The sequence below is a fragment of the Desulfovibrio piger genome, assembly GCF_951793255.1.
Classification (GTDB): Bacteria; Desulfobacterota; Desulfovibrionia; order Desulfovibrionales; family Desulfovibrionaceae; genus Desulfovibrio.
This window is the reverse complement of record NZ_OX636706.1, coordinates 2,668,733-2,688,043: the sequence shown is the minus strand read 5'-3', so window position 1 is coordinate 2,688,043 and position 19,311 is coordinate 2,668,733. Positions and strand designations below refer to the sequence as shown.

14 protein-coding genes are annotated in these 19,311 nt (G+C 64.1%); 8 read left to right on the top strand and 6 right to left on the bottom strand.

Features of this window, described 5'->3' with window-relative positions; translation table 11 throughout:
- Positions 1 to 123: 123 nt before the first annotated feature.
- From Q4I12_RS11950 to mnmH, 3 genes are all read right to left on the bottom strand, one after another.
- Positions 124 to 960: a DMT family transporter gene (locus tag Q4I12_RS11950; RefSeq protein ID WP_289616112.1), complete on the bottom strand. Its 837-nt coding sequence runs from the start codon at positions 958 to 960 to the stop codon at positions 124 to 126.
- A gap of 133 nt (positions 961 to 1,093) precedes the next feature.
- Entirely contained in the window at positions 1,094 to 2,209 is a 1,116-nt protein-coding gene (locus Q4I12_RS11945) for an alanine racemase (protein WP_168935275.1), read from the bottom strand.
- A gap of 23 nt (positions 2,210 to 2,232) precedes the next feature.
- Positions 2,233 to 3,303, bottom strand: a complete 1,071-nt coding sequence (mnmH, locus tag Q4I12_RS11940; RefSeq protein ID WP_302261685.1) for a tRNA 2-selenouridine(34) synthase MnmH — start codon at positions 3,301 to 3,303, stop codon at positions 2,233 to 2,235.
- 167 nt (positions 3,304 to 3,470) lie between these two features.
- Between mnmH and upp the strand changes: the two genes are divergently transcribed.
- Entirely contained in the window at positions 3,471 to 4,097 is a 627-nt protein-coding gene (upp, locus tag Q4I12_RS11935) for a uracil phosphoribosyltransferase (RefSeq protein WP_289616114.1), read from the top strand.
- Positions 4,098 to 4,105: 8 nt separating this feature from the next.
- Positions 4,106 to 5,365, top strand: a complete 1,260-nt coding sequence (locus Q4I12_RS11930; RefSeq protein WP_204674372.1) for a uracil-xanthine permease family protein — start codon at positions 4,106 to 4,108, stop codon at positions 5,363 to 5,365.
- 347 nt (positions 5,366 to 5,712) lie between these two features.
- On the opposite strand, the gene Q4I12_RS11925 is transcribed toward Q4I12_RS11930, so the two are convergent.
- Both Q4I12_RS11925 and Q4I12_RS11920 read right to left on the bottom strand, forming a co-directional pair.
- Positions 5,713 to 6,615 (bottom strand): DMT family transporter, encoded by a 903-nt coding sequence (locus Q4I12_RS11925; protein WP_239463871.1) that lies wholly within the window; start codon positions 6,613 to 6,615, stop codon positions 5,713 to 5,715.
- A 106-nt stretch (positions 6,616 to 6,721) separates the two neighbouring features.
- Positions 6,722 to 7,717: a polysaccharide deacetylase family protein gene (locus tag Q4I12_RS11920; RefSeq protein WP_302261684.1), complete on the bottom strand. Its 996-nt coding sequence runs from the start codon at positions 7,715 to 7,717 to the stop codon at positions 6,722 to 6,724.
- Positions 7,718 to 7,800: 83 nt separating this feature from the next.
- Between Q4I12_RS11920 and Q4I12_RS11915 the strand changes: the two genes are divergently transcribed.
- The 6 genes from Q4I12_RS11915 to Q4I12_RS11890 all read left to right on the top strand — a co-directional run bounded on the left by Q4I12_RS11915 (position 7,801) and on the right by Q4I12_RS11890 (position 14,856).
- Positions 7,801 to 8,883, top strand: coding sequence for a glycosyltransferase family 4 protein (locus Q4I12_RS11915; RefSeq protein ID WP_297138970.1), 1,083 nt, complete (start codon positions 7,801 to 7,803; stop codon positions 8,881 to 8,883).
- Positions 8,880 to 9,323, top strand: a complete 444-nt coding sequence (locus Q4I12_RS11910; RefSeq protein WP_204674368.1) for a hypothetical protein — start codon at positions 8,880 to 8,882, stop codon at positions 9,321 to 9,323. The genes Q4I12_RS11915 and Q4I12_RS11910 overlap by 4 nt, the downstream gene beginning before the upstream one ends.
- A gap of 7 nt (positions 9,324 to 9,330) precedes the next feature.
- A complete protein-coding gene (locus tag Q4I12_RS11905; protein WP_302261680.1) occupies positions 9,331 to 10,491 on the top strand; it encodes a glycosyltransferase family 2 protein in 1,161 nt (386 codons plus the stop codon).
- Positions 10,492 to 10,556: 65 nt separating this feature from the next.
- Entirely contained in the window at positions 10,557 to 11,747 is a 1,191-nt protein-coding gene (locus tag Q4I12_RS11900) for an ABC transporter permease (RefSeq protein ID WP_302261678.1), read from the top strand.
- A gap of 7 nt (positions 11,748 to 11,754) precedes the next feature.
- On the top strand, positions 11,755 to 13,704 hold the full coding sequence (locus Q4I12_RS11895) for an ATP-binding cassette domain-containing protein (protein ID WP_302261676.1): 1,950 nt from the start codon (positions 11,755 to 11,757) through the stop codon (positions 13,702 to 13,704).
- 144 nt (positions 13,705 to 13,848) lie between these two features.
- Positions 13,849 to 14,856 (top strand): GNAT family N-acetyltransferase, encoded by a 1,008-nt coding sequence (locus Q4I12_RS11890; protein WP_302261674.1) that lies wholly within the window; start codon positions 13,849 to 13,851, stop codon positions 14,854 to 14,856.
- Between the two features lie 128 nt (positions 14,857 to 14,984).
- Here Q4I12_RS11890 and glgP read toward each other — a convergent pair whose 3' ends face one another.
- Positions 14,985 to 19,232, bottom strand: coding sequence for an alpha-glucan family phosphorylase (gene glgP / locus Q4I12_RS11885; protein ID WP_302261673.1), 4,248 nt, complete (start codon positions 19,230 to 19,232; stop codon positions 14,985 to 14,987).
- Between the last annotated feature and the right edge of the window lie 79 nt (positions 19,233 to 19,311).

Genomic DNA, 19,311 nt, shown 5'->3' with positions numbered 1-19,311 from the left:
GGGCTGGGCAGGGAAAAGGCGACCGTTGTCGTATCGCGGCAACGGGTGCGGACTCCGGCAGGACGGGAAGGCAGGCCGCCGGAGCGGCCTGCCCGGCACAACGGATGAAAAAATCGGGAAAAATCAGCCGAGCCGTATCAGCATGGCCCCGCCCATGACGATGAGGATGGCCATGATGCGCGAGCGGGAAAGCCGTTCATGCAGGAAGATGACGGCCAGCAGCATGCCGAAGATCACGGAGGTCTCGCGCAGGGCCGCCACCAGGGCGATGGGGGCCAGGGTCATGGCCCAGAGGGCGATGCCGTAGGAGCCCAGACCGCACAGGCCGCCGAACAGGCCCGTGGCCGCGCGCTTCCGCAGATAGCTGATGTAGGTGCCGCCGTGCCGCCAGAGCACATAGGCATGGATGGGGAAGATATTGAGGAAGAAGATCCAGCAGGTGTAGCTGACGCCGTTGCCGCTGGCACGGGCGCCGTAGCCGTCGGCCAGCGTATAGCCCGCGATGACCAGAGAGGTGCGCAGACAGATGAGGATGTCCGCGGCGCGGGCGCCCTTGTGGACATGCTCCAGGGTCAGGGTCAGGATGCCGAGGCAGAGCAGGAGGACGCCGCCCCAGCCGGTGAGGCTGATGTGATTGCCGAGTAGCAGCAGAGCCAGGGCCGTGATCATGGGGGCACAGCCGCGCATGATGGTATAGCCCATGGAGAGGTCCACCTTGTCATAGGCCTGCGAGATGCAGATGTAGTATGTCAGGTGGAAACAACAGGAAAGAGCCAGCAGACCCCAGGATTCCGGCGCCGGTGCGGGCAGGAAGGGCAGGATGAGCAGGGCCCCCAGCCCGCCGCCCAGGGCGTTCATGGAAGATTCGAAGAGTTTGTTGGAGCCGCCTTTGACGATGCTGTTCCAGGTGGCATGCAGCAGGGCTGCGGCCAGCACAAGAAGCAGGACATGTCCGTCCATTGTTACGACCTCGCGTCAATGATGTGACGAGTAGGTTACACGAAGTCGCACAGAAGGCAAGCAGGGAAAAGCATTGGATTTTTGGCCGCACGAAAGGCAAATTGTGTTTCGTGCGGCCAAAAGATGCGGCTGTTTACCAGCCCCGGCAGCGTTCAAGGCGGCCGCTGATCCGTCCTTCACGCAGGACGGTATAACTGTCGAAGCAGGCGGCGGTGGCGCAGGCGTGGATGGGCAGGATGCGCAGCCGGCTGCCCGCAGGCAGGGCAGGGCAGGAAGGCCCGCTGACGATGCCGTGCTCCTGATTGGTCTCCGTGACGCGCAGGCCGGGGATCAGGTTCCCGGCTTCGTCGCAGACGAGCCCGTAGCCGAACTCTTCCCGCTTCCAGGGCAGGCCCGTATCACGGGAAAGGGCCATCCAGCCCGCGTCGATGATCAGGGCGCTGCCGTCGCTCTGGCGGCCGATGACCGTGGTCAGCACGGAAAGGGCCAGGTCTTCGGGGCGGCAGACGCCCAGACCGGCCATGACAAGATCCTGGAAGACATAGACGCCGGCCCGGACTTCCGTGATGCCGGAAAAATCCTCACCGAAAAAGGCCGTGGGCGTGGAACCGACGCTGACCACAGGGCAGGGGAAGCCGGCTTCCCGCAGCAGCCGGGCCGCCGTATTGGCCGCGGCGCATTCCTGCACGGCCAGAGCGGCGATGGCTTCCGTGGTGGGCAGGTCGTAGGCAGAGCCCGCATGGGTCAGGACGCCGCGGACCTCCTGGCCGCCGTCCCGCAGCAGGGCGGCGATGGCCGTCAGGCGGGGATCGTCGGGGCGCAGTCCGGCCCGGTGTCCGTCGCAGTCTATCTCCAGCAGCACGGCCAGACGGCAGTCCCGCTGCCGGGCAAAGTCCACCAGCAGCCGGGCGCTTTCCTCATTGTCCAGCACCACGCTCAGGTCGATGCCGCGCCGGCGCAGTTCGGCCACGCGCTCCAGCTTGTTGGGCGCGATGCCGACGGCGTAACAGATGTCATGCACACCGCCTGCGGCGAAATATTCGGCTTCCGCCAGTGTGGAGACCGTGGCCGGGCCGGAGGGGCTTTCCATGCAGCGGCGGGCGATCTCGATATTCTTGCAGGTCTTGAGATGGGGCCGCAGGGAGACGCCGCGCTCATGCAGGCGGCGGGCCAGCCGGTCCATATTGGCCTGGAGCTTTTCGTCTTCCAGCAGCAGACAGGGCGTGGTCAGCGCAGCAAGTGTGGTCATCTGTTCCTCCTTGTCGGGAACCGTTACAGAGGTGTGGTGGCGGTGAACGTTTCCGGCGGCAGGTCCTGTTCCCATTGATGGAGCAGGCGGGCGGCCAGGGCCGGATCGTCGGTGGTACAGGTCAGCTCCTTGATGACGGGGGCCTGGCGGTTTTCTATCTGATGCGCATAACAGCGGTCATAATAATGGAGCACCGCGCGGGCGGCATCGGCATAATTCCCTTCATCTATCCACAGCCTGCAGCGCTGGGTCAGCTCACTGCCCAGACGGCGCTGCAGACGCTCCAGGGCTGCCAGCAGGCCTTCCCGCATGTCCTGGCCGCCGTAATCGCGGACAAGATGGGCGACGCGTTCCTCATCCGGCAGGAAAACGCGGACCAGCGGACTGCGGCCCAGCTGGGCAAAGAATTCCTCACACATGGTCACATGGCCGATGTGGCGGCTTTCGTCCTCGAGCCAGACAGGCCGGGCAGGATCGCAGCGCCGCCATGCTTCATAGAGCTGGTTCTCGAACCATTCGTTGCCGGGCTGGTCTTCGGCCTGGCCCAGAGCGCCGAAGGCAGAGCCCTTGTGGTGGGCTAGGCCTTCCAGATCGATGACCTGCGAACCGAGGCGCTGCAGTTCCAGCAAAATGTCCGTCTTGCCGCAGCCCGTGTAGCCGCCCAGCACGAGGATGGGCCGGGGGCGCGCCAGCTCGCTGCGCACGAAGGTCCGGTAGCTTTTGTAGCCGCCTTCCAGCCTGTGCACGGTGAAGCCGCCCGTTTCCAGCAGCCAGCGCATGCTGTCGCTGCGCATGCCGCCCCGCCAGCAGTGGAGCAGGACCTCGCGCTTGCTGCCGCACAGATGGCGGGCGCGGGCCAGCAGGGCGGCCAGATGACCGCCCACCAGCTCCAGGGCCAGATGGACGGCGCCTTCGCGCCCGCTGCGGGCGTGGGCCGTCCCGACCTTGGCGCGTTCTTTGTCGGTGAACAGGGGCAGGTTGAGGGCACCGGGGATATGGGCAAAGGCGAACTCGCCGGGAGAGCGGACATCCAGCAGCGGGAGGCCCTGGTCCCGCATGGCCAGAAATGCGGCAACGTCCTGAACTGGGGGCATGACGATCCTCTAAAAAAGTAAAAAAAGTCTGTTATGGGTACGCCAAAGCCGGGACGCTGTAAACCGTGTCCCTTCCCGCAGATATCGCACGAGACCTTGACAGCGTACAGGGCGCAGCATAGCGTGGATTGCCCCGAACTTTTTTCATTTACAGCAAGGAGTTGGATATGGCAGTCCATGTAGTGGATCATCCCCTGGTGCGTCACAAGCTCGGCATCCTGCGCAAGGACAGTACGTCCACCAGTGAATTCCGCAGTGTTTCCAATGAGATTGCCCGTTTGCTCATCTACGAGGCCACCAAGGGCTTCGCTACCGAGAAGCATACGGTGCAAGGCTGGGCAGGGCCCGTGGAAGTGGAGGCCATTTCCGGCAAGATGGTGACCATCGTCCCCATCCTGCGTGCCGGTCTGGGCCTCATGGACGGTGTGCTGGACATGATCCCCGGCGCCAAGATCAGCGTGGTGGGCCTGTACCGCAATGAGGAAACGCTGGAGCCCGTGGAATATTATGCCAAGCTGGCCCGCAATATCGAAAGCCGCCTGGCCATCATCCTGGACCCCATGCTGGCCACGGGCGGTTCGCTCATCGCCACCATCGACATCCTCAAGAAACGCGGCTGCAAGCACATCTGCAGCCTCAACCTGGTCTGCGCGCCCGAAGGCATCGCCAAAGTCCAGGAAAAGCATCCTGATGTGGAGATCTACACCGCTTCGGTGGACTCGCACCTGAACGAGAACGGCTACATCATCCCCGGCCTGGGCGATGCCGGTGACCGCATCTTCGGCACCAAGTAGGAGACCGCATGGCGGAACAGCTCAACACCGGAGGCGGGGAGTTCGATCCCTGCCGTTACAGGCTGCGTCTGCGTGATTGCCTGCTGGGCGCGCAGATGCTTTTCGTGGCTTTCGGCGCGCTGGTGCTTGTCCCCTTGCTGACAGGACTCAACAGCAATGTTGCCCTGTTCACCGCCGGTGTGGGCACGCTGCTGTTCCAGCTCATCACGCGGGGCAAGGTGCCCATCTTCCTCGCATCTTCCTTTGCCTTCATCGCGCCCATCATCTATGGCGTGGAGACTTGGGGCATGCCCCGCACCATGGGGGCCCTGGTCTTTTCCGGCCTGCTCTATGTGCTCATAAGCCTGGTCATCCGCTGGCGCGGCATGGGGCTCATCCTGCGTCTGCTGCCGCCCATCGTGACCGGCCCGGTGATCATGGTCATCGGTCTCGTGCTGGCGCCCACGGCCGTCAAGATGGCCCTGGGACAGAGCGGCCCGGCCATGCCCCAGACAACGGCCATGAGCATCTCCATGGTCTCGCTGGCCGTTACCGTGGCCGTCTCCCTGCTGGGGCGCGGCATGCTGCGTCTGGTGCCCATCCTCTGCGGTATCGCCGCGGGTCTGGTGATGGCGGAGATCATGGGCGTGACCAGCTGGGAGGCCGTGAGCAAAAGCCCCTGGCTGGCCCTGCCGGCGTTCAGCCTGCCGGAATTCGCATGGGAGCCGCTGCTCTTCATCATCCCGGTGACCCTGGCCCCTGCCATCGAGCACTTTGGCGACATCATCGCCATCAGTTCCGTCACGGGCAAGGATTATCTGCGTGATCCCGGTGTGAAGAACACCATGCTGGGGGACGGGGTGGCCACCATGGCCGCCTGTCTGCTGGGCGGGCCGCCCAACACCACCTATTCCGAGGTGACCGGCGCCGTGACCCTGACCCGGGCCTTCAATCCCGCGGTCATGACCTGGGCCGCCCTGTGCGCCATCCTGCTCTCCATGGTCGCCAAGGTGGGGGCGTTCCTCAGCTGCATCCCCGCGCCCGTCATGGGCGGGATCATGATCCTGCTGTTCGGGGCCATCATGGTGGTGGGCCTGAACACGCTGGTGCGTGCCGGGCAGGATCTGCTGCGGCCCCGCAATATGGTCATCGTGGCCCTGATCATCATTTTTGGCGTGGGCGGGATGCAGGTCAGCATCGGCGGTTTCAAGCTGGCCGGTATCGGTCTGGCGGCCATCACCGGTGTGGTCCTCAACCTGCTTTTGCCGCAGGATGATCCGCAGGGATAAAAAAGCCCTGAAAGAGAAAAACGATGCGCAGGATGGCGTGATGCCATCCTGCGCATTTTTTGTGCGGCTTCCCCGGTCGATGCTCAAAGGAGCAGGCAGAAAGCCTTCTGCCATGGGAGTTTTGGGGTGGGCATCTTCGCTGCCGTTGGCGAGCCTCGTTCCATCATGGCCGATGGAGCTCCTTTGCTCTTCCGGGGCAGACTTTTGGAGCAGGGACGCCGACCGCCACGGATAGGACCGTTGGCAACGCCGGTCGCCACGTATCCTTTTTGGGCGGTTCCCGGGCTGTCAGTTTGTGGCATCCTGTGGGCCGTTACCGCCGTTTTGTGCAGCAGGCCACTGACCGCCTAGGAGGCGGCCCGGCTCTTGTCCATGTTCAGCCAGAAGACGGCGGCCAGCACCAGGGCGCTCCCGGCCCAGCCCAGCGGGCTGAAAAACTCATCCCAGAACAGCCAGACCCAGATGGTGCTGAGGATGGGCTCCAGGTAGCAGAGCACGGCCGTACGAACCAGCCCCAGACGCTTGAGGGCCTGGGCGTAGCAAAAGAAGGCGAAATAGCCGGTGAAGCCGCCCAGGATCAGCAGCCAGCCCCAGGTGGAGAGGCTGTGGTCGAGGCTGACAGGCGTGAGGCAGAAGATGACCGCCGCGCCGCCCAGCTGCATGAAGGCATAGAGGGTGGCCGGGGTATAGCGGTCCTGCCACCAGCGGCAGAAGGGGTAGTGGGAGGCGTAGCACACGCTGATGAGCAGGCCGCAGGCGATGCCTGTCCACGATGTCTGCCCCGGCAGGCTGCCGCCGGAGAAGCAGACCATGCCCGTACCGGCCAGGGCCAGAGCGATGATGCCGCACTGGCGGGTGGTGATGGGTTCATGGAACAGAAAGCGGGAGAACATGGCGACCCAGACCGGCGCCGTATAGAGCAGCACCACGGCCATGGCCGCGCCGCTGAGCTTGATGGCGTACAACGTGGCCGCGTAGAAGACGCCCACGGCCCAGAAGCCGAAAACGGTGAACAGGGCCGCGTGGCGTAGCGGGATGCGGATCTGCCTGCTCAGTGTCGCGTGGGTGATGAAGCAGGCGGCGCCGAGGGCGGCACGCCAGAAGGCCGTTTCGAGCGGGCTGACACCGGCGGCCAGACAGTTTTTGGAGATCAGGCCGATGACCGACCAGGCAAAAACGGTCAGCAGGATCAGGATCAGGCCGTGGCGGCGGGCGGAAGGGGAGACGGGAGAAGGCAGGGACGCGGCCATGAGTGTCATTCCTCGGTCAGATGGAGCCATGAAAAAAACGCTGTGTCGGTCCACAGCGTCTGGAAAAACGGGACAGGCCCGGAGCCTGTCCCGTTCGGTTCGCGTTTTACCAGTCGCCCTGGCCTGCCGGGCGGGCAGGGAAGGTGCCCGCAGGCAGTTCTGCCAGCTGGCTGGCGGTGCAGCCCTGGACCGGGAAGGTCTCCCGAAGCCAGGACAGGAAGGCATGGATGCGTTCCAGAACGGCGTCCGCGGCCTTCTGGTCAGGCACATGCGGGGAAGCGCCGGGCAGCATCTCGGAAGAGTGCCAGAACAGGCTCAGCACCTGTCCGCCCCGCCGGCGGTGCAACCGTGCGGCCCAGCGCATGATCCGGGGCGCATGCCAGAACGGATTGGGACTGAGGACGCCCCAGAAATGGAACTTGTCCCGCGAGGCGGCAGGGCAGGCCCGGTACCAGAGCTGGGCAAGCGCGGGATGCAGGGGGATCTGCGTGATGGGTGCCTCCAGCAGGGGAGCTCCCTGCCAGCCTTCCACCCAGTAGGGATCCGCCGGGGCAAGAAAGTGGTCCGGTCCGCCCGGGAAATGGCGCAGGGGGCAGACGGAGCTGTCCACCTTGATGCCTGCCTCGGAAAGCAGGGGACGCACGCAGTCCTTGAGGTCCCAGCGGCCCATGCGGAAGCTGGTCAGGGGAGCGCCCTGGAATTCCCGCCCGGCATCCAGCAGCGTGGCCAGACGCTGGCGCAGCAGGTCGCGCGGCAGTTTGTCCGTGCGTGTGGGCTGGCCTTCGTGGGGGGGATCCAGCGGAGAGGCCGGCGGCGTGCTCCAGTGGTGGAGATGGGCCCCGATCTCCGCGCCGTAATGGTCGCGCATCTGTTCCAGCACATGGCAGGCCCCGGCATCGGCAAAGACCGTATGGGCACAGAACAGCGTCAGCGGGAAGCCCAGATCCCTGCTCAGCGGCGCGAGCCTGGGCAGGAGGGAAACGTTGGAAACGCCACAACCGCTGGTGGCATAATGGCCGGAAAACAGGCCTTCTTCTTCGACATCGAGACTGACGACCACCCGCAGGGGGCTGTCGGATGTATGGGGATGGGGGTTACTCATAAAAAGACGATACGCCCAAGGCGCGCGCAAGGCAATGCGGCTACGGACTTGCAAATTTGCCCGGAATACATGAGGATGCACCCATGTCTGATAAAATACATGTGCTCTTCGTCATGGAAGATCTCTGTTTTGGCGGCACCCAGCGCCAGATGGTCGAGCTGGCCTGCCGTCTGGACAGGACGCGCTTCCATGTCTCCATGCTGGTCCTTACGGGCAGGACCGACCTTGATGCACAGGTCGAACAGGCCGGTATCCGCGTGGAATATCTGGGGCGCAGCCGCAAGGTGAATCCCTTTTTCTTTGCGCTCATGCCGGCGGCCCTCAAACGCCTGGCACCTGATGTCCTCGTCCCCTGCACGGCTCTGCCCAACATCTGGGGCCGTCTCTGGGGACGGCTGCTGGGTATCCCCATCGTGGGCACGGTGCGTGGCGGTGGAGCGCCGCGCAGGCAGCATGAGCGTTTTCTCTGGCGTCTGACGGACCACATGGTCTGTAATTCCGAGGCGCTCGCTGATGTCCTTTCCGGCCTGGGCGTCCCGGCCGCACGGCTGACCTATGTGCCCAACGGGGTGGACACGGAGCGTTTCGCGCCTGCGCAGCCCGCGCCTTCGGAGCGTCCGCCGCTCATCCTCTGTGTGGCGCGTCTGGCCGAAGACAAAGATCATCTGACCCTGCTGAAAGGCTTCGCTCTTCTGCGTGAACGGCATCCCGGCGTCCGCCTGCGTCTTGTGGGCGACGGCCCGCGGGAAAAGGAGCTCAAGGCCTGGGTCGCGGAGCATCTGCCGGACGGGGGCGTGGAATTCTGCCCCGGCTCCCCGGATGTGCGCGCCCATTACGCGGCCGCCCGCATCTTTGCGCTGACTTCCGTGCGCGAGGGCCAGCCCAATGTGATCCTGGAAGCCATGGCAGCCGGTCTGCCCGTATGCGCCACGGAGACCGGCGGCATCCCCCGGCTCGTGACCCGGGGGGAGAGCGGTCTGCTCTCGCCGGTGGGGGACAGTGCCGCCTTTGCCGACAACTGTGCCGCGCTGCTGGCGGATCCCGCGCAGGGCGACAGGTTCGGCAGGGCCGGACGGCAGCGGGTGGAACGGAGTTTTTCGTTTGACGCCATGGTGGCGGCGCATGAAGGCATCTTTATGCGTCTGGCGGCACGGGAGCGGGCATGAAGCGTCTTTGGGCCTGTCTTTGCCTGTGCTGCTGCCTGTGCGCAGCCCCGCTCTGGAGCTTTGCCGCCGCACCTGCGGGAAATACCGGGACCTATGAAGTGACGGAACTCTGGACAGGCGATGTCCTGACAGCCAGTTTCCGTATGGGCATGTGTTTTGCCGCCGACGGCAAATTACGCGGTGTCGTCCTGCTCCGTTCCTCCAACGGCCAGGTCGATGTCTATCATGTTTATGGTTCCGTGCAGAACAACACGTTTTCTGCCACCCATGGTTCAGGGCACAAGATCACCGGGCGCTTCCTGCCCGGCGATGATGTCGAGGTCAAGATCCGTCTGGGGAACGGCATGCGCTTCACGACAGTGGCCAGGCGCTTCCGGGATGTCCCGCTGACGGACGACTGTGCGCCCCTGCCTGAAACATCAACGCATCAACAGGATTGAGGTCGTTATGGGGACTACCTTCTTTGTTCTGGCGCTGTTGCAGTGTGCCCTGCTTTTTTTCCTGTCCCGGGTGGGCAGCAGGCTTGACCGCGAAGAACGCAAGCCCGCTCCCCAGCGGACGCACTGGCCCCGTACCGGTCTGATCGTGCCTGCCGGGGGGAACCACCCGCGTATGCGGGAGGCCCTGGAGAGCCTGCTCAAGCAGGATTACCCCGCCCTGTACCCCGTGATCGTCACGGCCACCGCTGACGAACCGGCAGCCGGTATCGCGCGAGAGCTGCAGGCCCGCTATCCGCAGCTGCGGCATGTGGTGGCCGGTTTCGCCAAGGGCTGTGGCCAGAAGAACCATAACAGCCTCAAGGGCGTGGAAGCCGTGGAGGACGAGGTCGAACTGCTGGCCTTTTGCGACAGCACGCACATCGCTCCCCGTGATTTCATCCGCCGTCTGGTGGCCCCTGTGGTGGACGGCGAGGATTTCAGCACCGGCTATCACAAGGTCGTGGCGCGGGATACGGGTATCGTCACCATGGCCTATGCCCTGTGTGTCCAGCTGATGCGCTATCTGCAGGGCATCTCGAGCTTCACCCAGCTGTGGGGCGGCGCCATGTGCTTCCGTTTGTCGGCGTTCCGCCGTTATGGCGTGCGCGAGTTCTGGATGTCCAATGTGGTGGACGACTGTTCCCTGGCTGACCGGCTCATCCATCTGGGGGCCCGCATCCGTCTGAGTGGAGACGCCGTTTTGATGACCGAGGCCCGGGAGCATGACCTGGGGGTCTGGCATCATTGGATGGACCGTCAGATCCTGTTCCTCAAGTTCTGTATTCCCTACCAGTGGGTCCTGCTGGGCGTGCTGGCCTGCCTTATGCTGCTGCCCGTGCTTTGGGCCGTGTTGGCCGTGCTGGGCGTGCTGCTGGGCACGCTTTCCTTCGGCTGGCTTGTGGGCGTGCTGGTCTATGCCGCGGCCCTAGCGCTGGTGCTGCGCAGCTGGGCCCATTTTCAGGAAGCCGTTTTTCCTGTCTGGCGCTGGATGGTCGCTTTTTGCGCCAGCGCCTGCATGTTCGTCTGGGTTTATCTGGGTACCATCCTCGCGGAAGGCGTCCTGTGGCAGGGCATCTGGTATGAGGTCGGCCGTCAGGGCCGCGTCATCAGGATGCGCCGCCAGAAGTAGGGCATTTCTGCCGCCGGTACCTCTTAGCTATCTACAATCAGGATGCAAGTCCTTATGGTGACAGCATGATTGCAATGTCGGACCTTTTTCGCGTGAGCTTGCGACAGGTCGTCCGCCAGCGTGGTTTTGGCGTGATACTGTCCATCGCTCTGGGCATCATGGCCTTTATCGCCCTGTCCGTACTGGGACAGGAGATCCGCTACAAAGTGGGTCAGGACATGGTGCTCATGGGCGGGGTGAACATCATCCGTGTCTACATGGATGATGCGCAATACCCCGGCCAGCCACGACGCGATTTCTCTCCCCGCACGGTGGAAGCGCTGCGCAAGATCCCCGGTGTGGGCATGATCAGTGAAAATGTGCGTCAGGGGATAACGTTCAGTTTGCGTGCCAGCGGGGAACGGACGCTGGGGGTCCATTTCATCGGTGTGGACCAGTATTTTGCGGAGACCTATTCCCTGGAGCTCGTGGCCGGCCGGATGATGTCCGAGGAAGACGTGCGCGGCCATCGGCGCATCTGTATGCTGGGCCGTGAGGCCGCCACGAATCTGTACGGAGACCCCGCCCAGGCTGTGGGCAAGCTGCTTTTCCTGGGCAAGGACGTCGTCGAGGTCGTGGGCGTGGTGACCGGCGTCATGCTGGGTGAGTGGAACCAGGGCGGCTTTTTGCCGACCACGGTCATGGAGGACAGAAACTGGGGCTCCGGTAAGATCACCCGCCTGTTCGTCCGTGCCATCGGCTGGGAAGACGTGGCTCCGGTGGTGCGCCAGATCCCCTCTGTGGTCCGGGCCAACCAGGACGCGCCGTATCTGGTCATCGCCACGCAGGATGACCAGCTCGACCGCATCAAGACGACCTTCATGTGGGTCGAGGCCCTGCTCTGGCTGGGTATCGTGGCCTCCCTTATGCTGGGCGGCTTCGGCATCTGGTACGGGACCTTTGCGGCTGTGCGTGCCCGCACGCGCGAAGTGGGCCTGAAAAAGGCCATGGGCGGTTCGGACAAGGATATTCTGGCCCAGTTCCTGGCCGAGGCCCTGTGCAAGTCCGTGGCCGGTGGCCTGCTGGGCATCCTGGTGGGTACCCTCAGTGTCGAGATAGGGGCCTGGTCTCTGGGCACCTCCATCTCGTATCCGCTGCTCGCGGCCAGCAGTGCCGGCAGTATTCTTTTCTCCGCCATCATTGGGGTGGCCGGCGGCCTGTATCCTGCCATTCAGGCCAGTCGCATGGATGTCGTTTCCGCCTTGCGTTTCGAGTAGGTGAACTATGGCGCCGGTTATCATTGCCAAAGATCTGTACAAGTGCTACGCGGGCTTCTCGCCTGTTTTGCGTGGCGTCAACATCGAGGTGGAAGCGGGGGAACTCGTGGCCATCATGGGCCCGTCCGGGTGCGGCAAGTCGACCATGCTGCACGTGCTGGGCATGCTGCATGCGCCCGATTCCGGCACGCTGGAGATCCTGGGGACCAATGTCCTGGAATTCAACCGGGAGCAGACCGCTGCTTTCCGGCGGGGCAACGTGGGCTTCGTCATGCAGTCGAGCAATATGTTCGACCACTCCACCGTGTTCGAGAATGTGGAATTCCCCCTCATCTATGAAAACGTGCCCCCCGCGGAACGCTGGGAGCGTGTCATCCGGGCCCTGGAGCTGGTGCGGCTCTCCGCCCGCGTCCATTACCGCAGCAACCGCCTTTCCGGTGGTGAGCAGCAGCGTGTGGCCATTGCCCGCGCCATGGTGAACAATCCCCGCATCCTGCTGGCGGACGAACCCACCGGGGCCCTTGATGCCCGTACCAGCCGTGTGGTCATGGACAACTTCCGCACCCTTTGCCACAAGGGCGGGGTCGCCATGATCATGGTGACCCACGACCCCAAGATGGCCGAGTTCTGCGACAGCGTCTACACGCTGGAAGACGGCATCCTGGTCTGCAAAAAGCACGAGCCCGTGCCTGTCAGCCCGGATCAGCAGCAGAACCTGCTGGCGGCCCCCACGCCCATCCTTCGTGGGGCCCTGGTGGCGGAAAAATTCCCTGAAGCCTCGGGCCGCTGCCTGATGGAAGAGGCCCACCGCATGCATGCGGCCGGTCTGCTTTCCCGCATCTACGCCATCGAGGGGGCCAGCTTCCTCAACAGCGATTCGCAGGGCTATGCCCTGCCGCTGCCGGTGCGGCACATCAGCTCGTGGCGCTTCTTCTCCGTCATGCGCATGCTGTTCTCGCACTTGCGCGGCACCTCCGCCACTGCCTGGGAACTGTGGAAGTCCATCCCCTCCGGGAAGGGGAGCTTTTTCCACAATCTCTGGCTCATGGGGTGCGGGGCGCTGCTGGCCCGCTGGTGCCTGGAAGAAAAGATCGAGTTCGTGTACGCCTCGGGCGCCCATGCTCCGGCCTCCGCGGCCTGGGTGGCGGCCCGCATGCTGCAGATCCCCTTTGCCTTTGCCGTGCGTACGGCGGACCTTGCCTCACCGGCCAAGGACTGGCTGGTGAAGGCCGAACAGGCTGCCTTCGTGCGCTGCGATACGGAGGCAACGCGCAAGGCTGTCTGCGAGCTGCTGCCCTCCGTGGATCCGCGGCGCATCGTGCTCCTGCGTGATGCCCTGACCCTGACCCCGCCGGACGAAGACGTCTCCATGCCGCCGTCCAATGTGCCGGAGCCGTTGCAGCTGCTGGCCGTGGGGACCATGACCAGCCGCAAGGGCTACGATACCCTGCTGCAGGCCTGCCTGGCCCTGCAGAAGGCCGGAGTCGACTTCCGGCTGACTTTGGTGGGCACGGGCCCCTGGCGTCTGCGTTTGCGGTTGCTTGCCTGGCGTCTTGGCCTGCGCAAGCTCGTCTCCTTCCCCGGTCAGCTGCCGCACGAGGCCATGACCGACCTGTACCGCCGTGCGGACATCTTCATCGCTCCCGGTCATATGACCCGGGGCGGCGATATGGACGGGCTGCCGTCGGCCCTGACCGAAGCCATGGCCTTTGGTGTGGCCGTGGTGGTGAGCGATCTTCCCGGCCAGCTGGAGGTTGTCCAGAACGGCCGCAACGGTATCGTCGTACCGCAGAATGACGTCACGGCCCTGTCCCAGACCTTGCTGGATCTGTCCGCCAGTGCAGAAAAGCGCCGCCATCTGGGGGCGGAAGCCTGGAAGCGCATCCGGGAAGTGCTGGACGAAGAGGCCACGGAAGCACGGCTGACCTCGCTGTTCAAGGCGGCCTGCCACCGCTGAGAGCGTGCTTTTTCCTTTTGACATGGAAACGGCCGGTCCTGTTACGGATCGGCCGTTTTGCCATATCCTGCTGCCAGGACGACAGGGCGGCAGCATTGCTCCAGGAGCCCAAGGCCGACTTTGCCCGGAGCCGCAGAGAACGGCATGGAACTGGAATATATCACGGAAGAAGAGTCTCCCTGGCGGCCCGAGCTGTGCCGCATCTGGGAGCAGAGCGTCGATCTGGCCGCACAGCCGGATCCTTTTTGTTGTGCTCCCATTTGGCAGTTGTCCGCACACAGGGCTTTCGCGCCGGGGCGTCGTGTCCTGGCACAACACACGGAGGACAGTGTCCTTGTTTTGGCGGAAGCCTTCCTGTCTTCAGGGCAGCCGCTCCTGACATCGCTGGAGGCCCATTGGCTCTTCGGCTGTCCCCTGCTGGGGCCGGATGCGATCGGGCTGCTGGCTGAGGCGCTGGCCGTCATGTCACATGGTTACGGGCATCTTCCGGCGCTGCTTCTGGGAGGGATAGTGCCGGGGAGCAGGAGGGCCCGGGAGCTGTATGCCTGCTGTGAGTCCCTGTTCACCATTTATCTGGCCGGGGAGTGCATCCAGGCCGGAGCATCGCTGGAAGGCGGGCTGGACGGCTTTTTGAGCCGCCGTTCCGCCAACCTGCGCAGCAAGTGGCGCAAATCTTTTCGCAGGGCCGCCGACAGGGGCGTCACGTTCGAGCGCTCCTGTCCCACCGATACGGCCGGGGCCGACGCCGTCTATGCCCGGATGCTGGCCGTGGAGCAGCGCAGCTGGAAGGGCGTGGGGCACTGCGGCATGACGGAATCCCCGGCCCGGGAATTCTATGCCGACATGATCCGCCGCCTTGCCGCGCAGGGCACGGCGCGCGTCATGTTCGCCCGGCATGAAGGCCAGGACATCGGTTTCATTTTCGGCGGGATGCTGGGGCCATGTTACCGCGGGCAGCAGTTCAGCTATGATGCCGCCTGGAAGGCTCTTTCCATCGGCAACCTTTTGCAGGTGGAGCAGATACGCTGGCTGTGCGAGGAAGGGGCTGTCCGCTATGATATGGGCACGGCCTCCGGGGAGCCCATGGCCTACAAGTTGCACTGGACGGAAGCGCATCCAACTTCGCAGACGTGGTTTTTGCAGCCGCGTTAGGAGGATGCGGCCGCGGGCGTGGGTATTTCACAGGGAAAATACCGATGGTGTTTTCCTGCCCGCAAGAAGAGGAAAGGGGGATGTCGCAAGCGGCATCCCCCTTTTTGTCATGGTTTGGCCGTGGAGTCCTAGCCCCACAAAACGAGGCGCGTCTCCAGAGGCGAGGACAGGCCTTCGGTGCAGGGCATGACGCGCACGCCGTACACATGGATCCCGCTGCGGGAAGGCGTGTAGGTGCAGACAAAGGTCATGGTCCCGTCCACCCCTTCGCTCTCCGGCTGCATCTCCACCACATCGGGCGTTTCCGTGAAAGTGGAGCCGTCGCCGGGACCGGCCACCAGCTGGACCAGCAGCTCGTCGAGCTTCATGCTGCCGGGATGCACGGTCACGGCCACATGCAGGGACTGGCCGTCCAGCAGGCTGTCTTCCTTGATGCCTTCGATGCGGATGGTATCCATCTGCACGGAGCCGAAGCGCACGTTGACGTCCTGCTTCCATTGGCTCAGATGTCGGGCCAGGGCGTAGTGGTTGCTGCGGAGCTCCTGATGGCTGGTGGCCGCCGGGATGTAGTAGTCGCTAAGGTAATCGCGCAGCATGCGGTGCGAGCTGTACTGGGCGATGAGCGTCTGCATGGCCTTGCGGACGCGCAGCAGCCAGTTGTGGGGCCGGTTGTCCGCATCGCGCTCGAAGTACAGCGGGATCACCTTGTCTTCCAGCAGGGAATACAGGGAGGCCGCATCGTCATAGTCGCTCTGCTCGGGGCCCAGGCTGCCTTTGGCCACCAGGGGGCCGATGGTCCAGCCGTTGGTGCCGTTGTAGCCTTCGCACCACCAGCCGTCGGCCACGCTGAGATTGAGGCCGCCATTGACCGCCACTTTCTGGCCGCTGGTACCGCAAGCCTCGTAGGGGCGGCGGGGATTGTTGAGCCAGACATCGCAGCCCTGGACCATCAGGCGGGAGACCGCCAGGCTGTAATCCTCGATAAAGAAGATCTTGCCGAAGAAGCGGGGCGACAGCATGTGCTGGAAGAGTTCCCGGATCAGGCCGATGCCTTGGCCATCGGCAGGATGGGCCTTGCCGGCAAAGACGAATATGACGGGCTGGCTGCTCTTTTCCAGGATGCGGGCCAGACGGTCCACATCGGCAAAGAGCAGGGTCGCACGTTTGTACGGCGCAAAGCGGCGGGCAAAGCCGATCACCAGGGTCTCGGGGGTCAGCCGGGACGTCATCTCCTGCTGCTTTTCGTAGGGGATGGCAAATTTTTTGAAGAACTCCGGCAGGCTGGAGCGGATGGCTTCCAGCAGGTGCTTTTTCTGGGTCTGGCGAGCCGTCCAGAGGTCGGCATCGGGGATGTCCGCGATGCGGGTCCATTTTGGGTCGTCGGGCGTCAGTTCCTGCCAGCCTTCGCCCAGGTGCTTTTGCAGCAGGGGACGCATGGCCGGACCGGCGTAGGAGGGCACATGGATGCCGTTGGTCACGGAGAAAATGGGGATCTCCGCCACCGGGACCCCCTGCCAGCCTTCCTGCCACATATGGCGGGAGACCACACCGTGCAGGGCGCTGACGCCGTTGGCCTTCATGGAATACTTGAGGGCCAGGACGGTCATCTCGAAGACGTTGCGCTCGCTGCCTTCGAAGCGGCCCATATTGACCAGGGTCTGCCAGCTGATGCCCACGGTCTGGATGTAGGGCTTGAAATAGGCCTCCATGCTTTCCAGCGAGAAGCGCTCATTGCCGGCATCCACGGGCGTATGGGTCGTGAACAGGGTGCTGCCGCGCACCACTTCGCCCGCCTCTTCGAAGGACAGGCCATTCTCCTGCATGAGCAGGCGGATGCGTTCGAAGATGAGGAAGGCCGAATGACCTTCGTTCATGTGATAGGCGGCGGGGCGGATGTCCAGGGCGCGCAGCATGCTCACGCCGCCCCGGCCCAGCAGGATCTCCTGCCGCAGGCGGATGTCGCGGTCGGCTTCATACAGGCGGGCCGTGATCTTGCGGTCCTCCGCCGTATTGGAGGGCAGGTTGGTGTCCAGCAGGTAGAGGTTGATCCGTCCCACGCGTACCAGCCAGATCTGGACGTGCAGGCGGCGGCCCGGCATCTGCAGGTAGATCTCGCGGGGTTTGCCGTCCTGATCCTTGACCTGCTCTATGGGCAGGGTTGCGAAATCGTTTTCGGGATAGACTGGGGTCTGGTCGCCGTTCTTGTCGATGATCTGGCGGAAGTAGCCGTTCTTGTACAGCAGGCCCACGGCCACCAGCGGGATGTTCAGGTCACTGGCGGATTTCAGGTGGTCGCCGGAAAGGACGCCCAGACCGCCGGAGTAGATGGGCAGGCATTCGCTCAGGCCGTATTCTGTGGAGAAATAGGCCAGAGGCTGCTGCGGGGTCAGGGGGCCGAAGCTTTGCGGCGCCTCGGCCATGTAGGCATCGAAGGCCGCCATGGTCTGGTTGTACAGCCGCAGGTAGCTCTGCTCGTGGGCCACGATGATCAGCCGTGCCCGGGTGGCTTTTTCCAGCGTGGCGATGGGATTGTGGTTGCTGCGTTCCCATTCTTCTTCGTTGAGGGCCGAGAAGAGGTAGTGGCATTCGGGGTGCCAGCTCCACCAGAGGTTGTGGGCCAGCTCACGCAGACGGCCGATGGCCGGGGGCAGTGAGGTCAGGGCCGTGAAGCTGTGCAGGTTGGGCGTGGTGGACATGGTGGTCGCCAGCACACGGGTCAGGGTCGTGCTGCCGCCGGCGGGCTGCGAGCTGCGCTGGCGTGCCTTGTCCAGGGCCAGACCGTAGGCCTGCACATAGTAGGGGAAGAACTGCTCCCAGGAGCAGCCTTCGGCCACATGGCGCACCATGTGCCGGTGTTCCTGCATCTGCTCTTCGGGCAGGGAGGCATACTGCAGGAGCACGTCGCGCAGGCTGGCCGCGGTCTCGTCATACGAGGTCTGGCGGCGGCAGATGATGGTCACGCCGTTCTTATCGCGCTGGCTGGAGCGCACCCACATGCCGAAGCCGGAAAGGTCGGTGGTGACCGTGGGCACGGCATGGGCGGCGCTTTCCTGCGGGGTATAGCCCCAGGGCTCGTACCAGGAGGGGAACACGCCCAGATCGCAGGCGGCCAGCACCTCTTCATAGCGCATGTTCAGGAAGCCGTCCTTGCCGTCGAGCAGGGCGGGATCGAAGATGACCTGCACGTGGTTCTCCGGCCTGTTGTCCAGGCCCAGGCGCTGGCAGGCATTGAGGATGGGATCGTTGGGCTGGTTGTAGACATGATGGCTGCTGATCCAGAAGCCGCCCTGGCCGGGGAGTTTGGTCGGGTCGCCACTGACGGCATCGGCATTGACCCCGCTGTGTCCGCCCATGACCGCGCACAGGGCCAGCACATTGGACTGGGACTGGCTGAGGGCCGTATTGACCATGCCGAGGGCATCCAGGAACACGTCGATGCCCTTGTTGTGATATTCATAACGGCCGGACACGAGGAAGACGCGGGTATCCTCGGGCAGCCGGCGGCGCAACAGACGGCCGGCTGCCTCCAGCAACCGCTGCCGGGAAGCCGCGGCCAGGCTCCTGTCCCGGCTGTAGTCGGGGATGACGCGCAAGTCCAGACCGTTGAGGGTCAGTACATCGGGGGTACGCCCCAGAAAGACGCCCGCCTCGTCGGCCGTGATGCGGCTGACGGTGGTGAAGCAGTCGGCTTCGCGTGCCGAGGCCGTCTCCATGGAGCATTTGGCCGTGATATTGTAGGCCCCGGCCTCATGCTTGGGGTTGATCTGGTGCATCTGCTTGTAGATGTCGAAGCCGGAACCGGCCATGGAGCGCCCCAGCATGGTGGCGTGCGTGGTGAAGACCGTGCCCACATAGGGGGCGTTGGTCTTGAGATAGAGCAGGCCGCCGCCGCACATCCATTCGTGGAAGTGGGCCAGGGCCGGGCCGTCGGCAGGGATGTGCAGCGCCTTGCAGGCGGCTTCGATCACTTCGCCGCAGGCCGTGCTGAACATGACCGGTTCCACATAGTCCCAGCCGCCGGAGATGGAGTCCACGCCGTAGCGGTTCCAGAGCGAGAACAGCAGCTGGCTCTGGTCGTAACGGTCACGGTACCCGACCAGGATGACTTTGGGGCGGCCGGGGATGTTCCAGCGGCCGAAGCGGCAGCTCAGGTTGCGCCGGTCGGTCTCCTGGCGCAGCTCCTGCCAGCAGGGCTCGTCGGTCTCTTCGAAGTCGGGGTTGTTGCCCAGGTCGGGCCCCAGAAGAAAATAATTTTCTCCAAAGGCAGCCAGGGCTTCCAGGATCTTGCTGCTGACGACGGCATAGATGCCGCCGACCTTGTTGCAGACCTCCCAGCTGACTTCGAAGAGGGTCGCGTTTGACAGATCTTGTGACATTGAGACGGATCTCCTTGCATTCATGAAAGCCCCCGGAGAGGTCTGTCCGGGCCATGCCTTCGCGCAGGGCATGATCCGC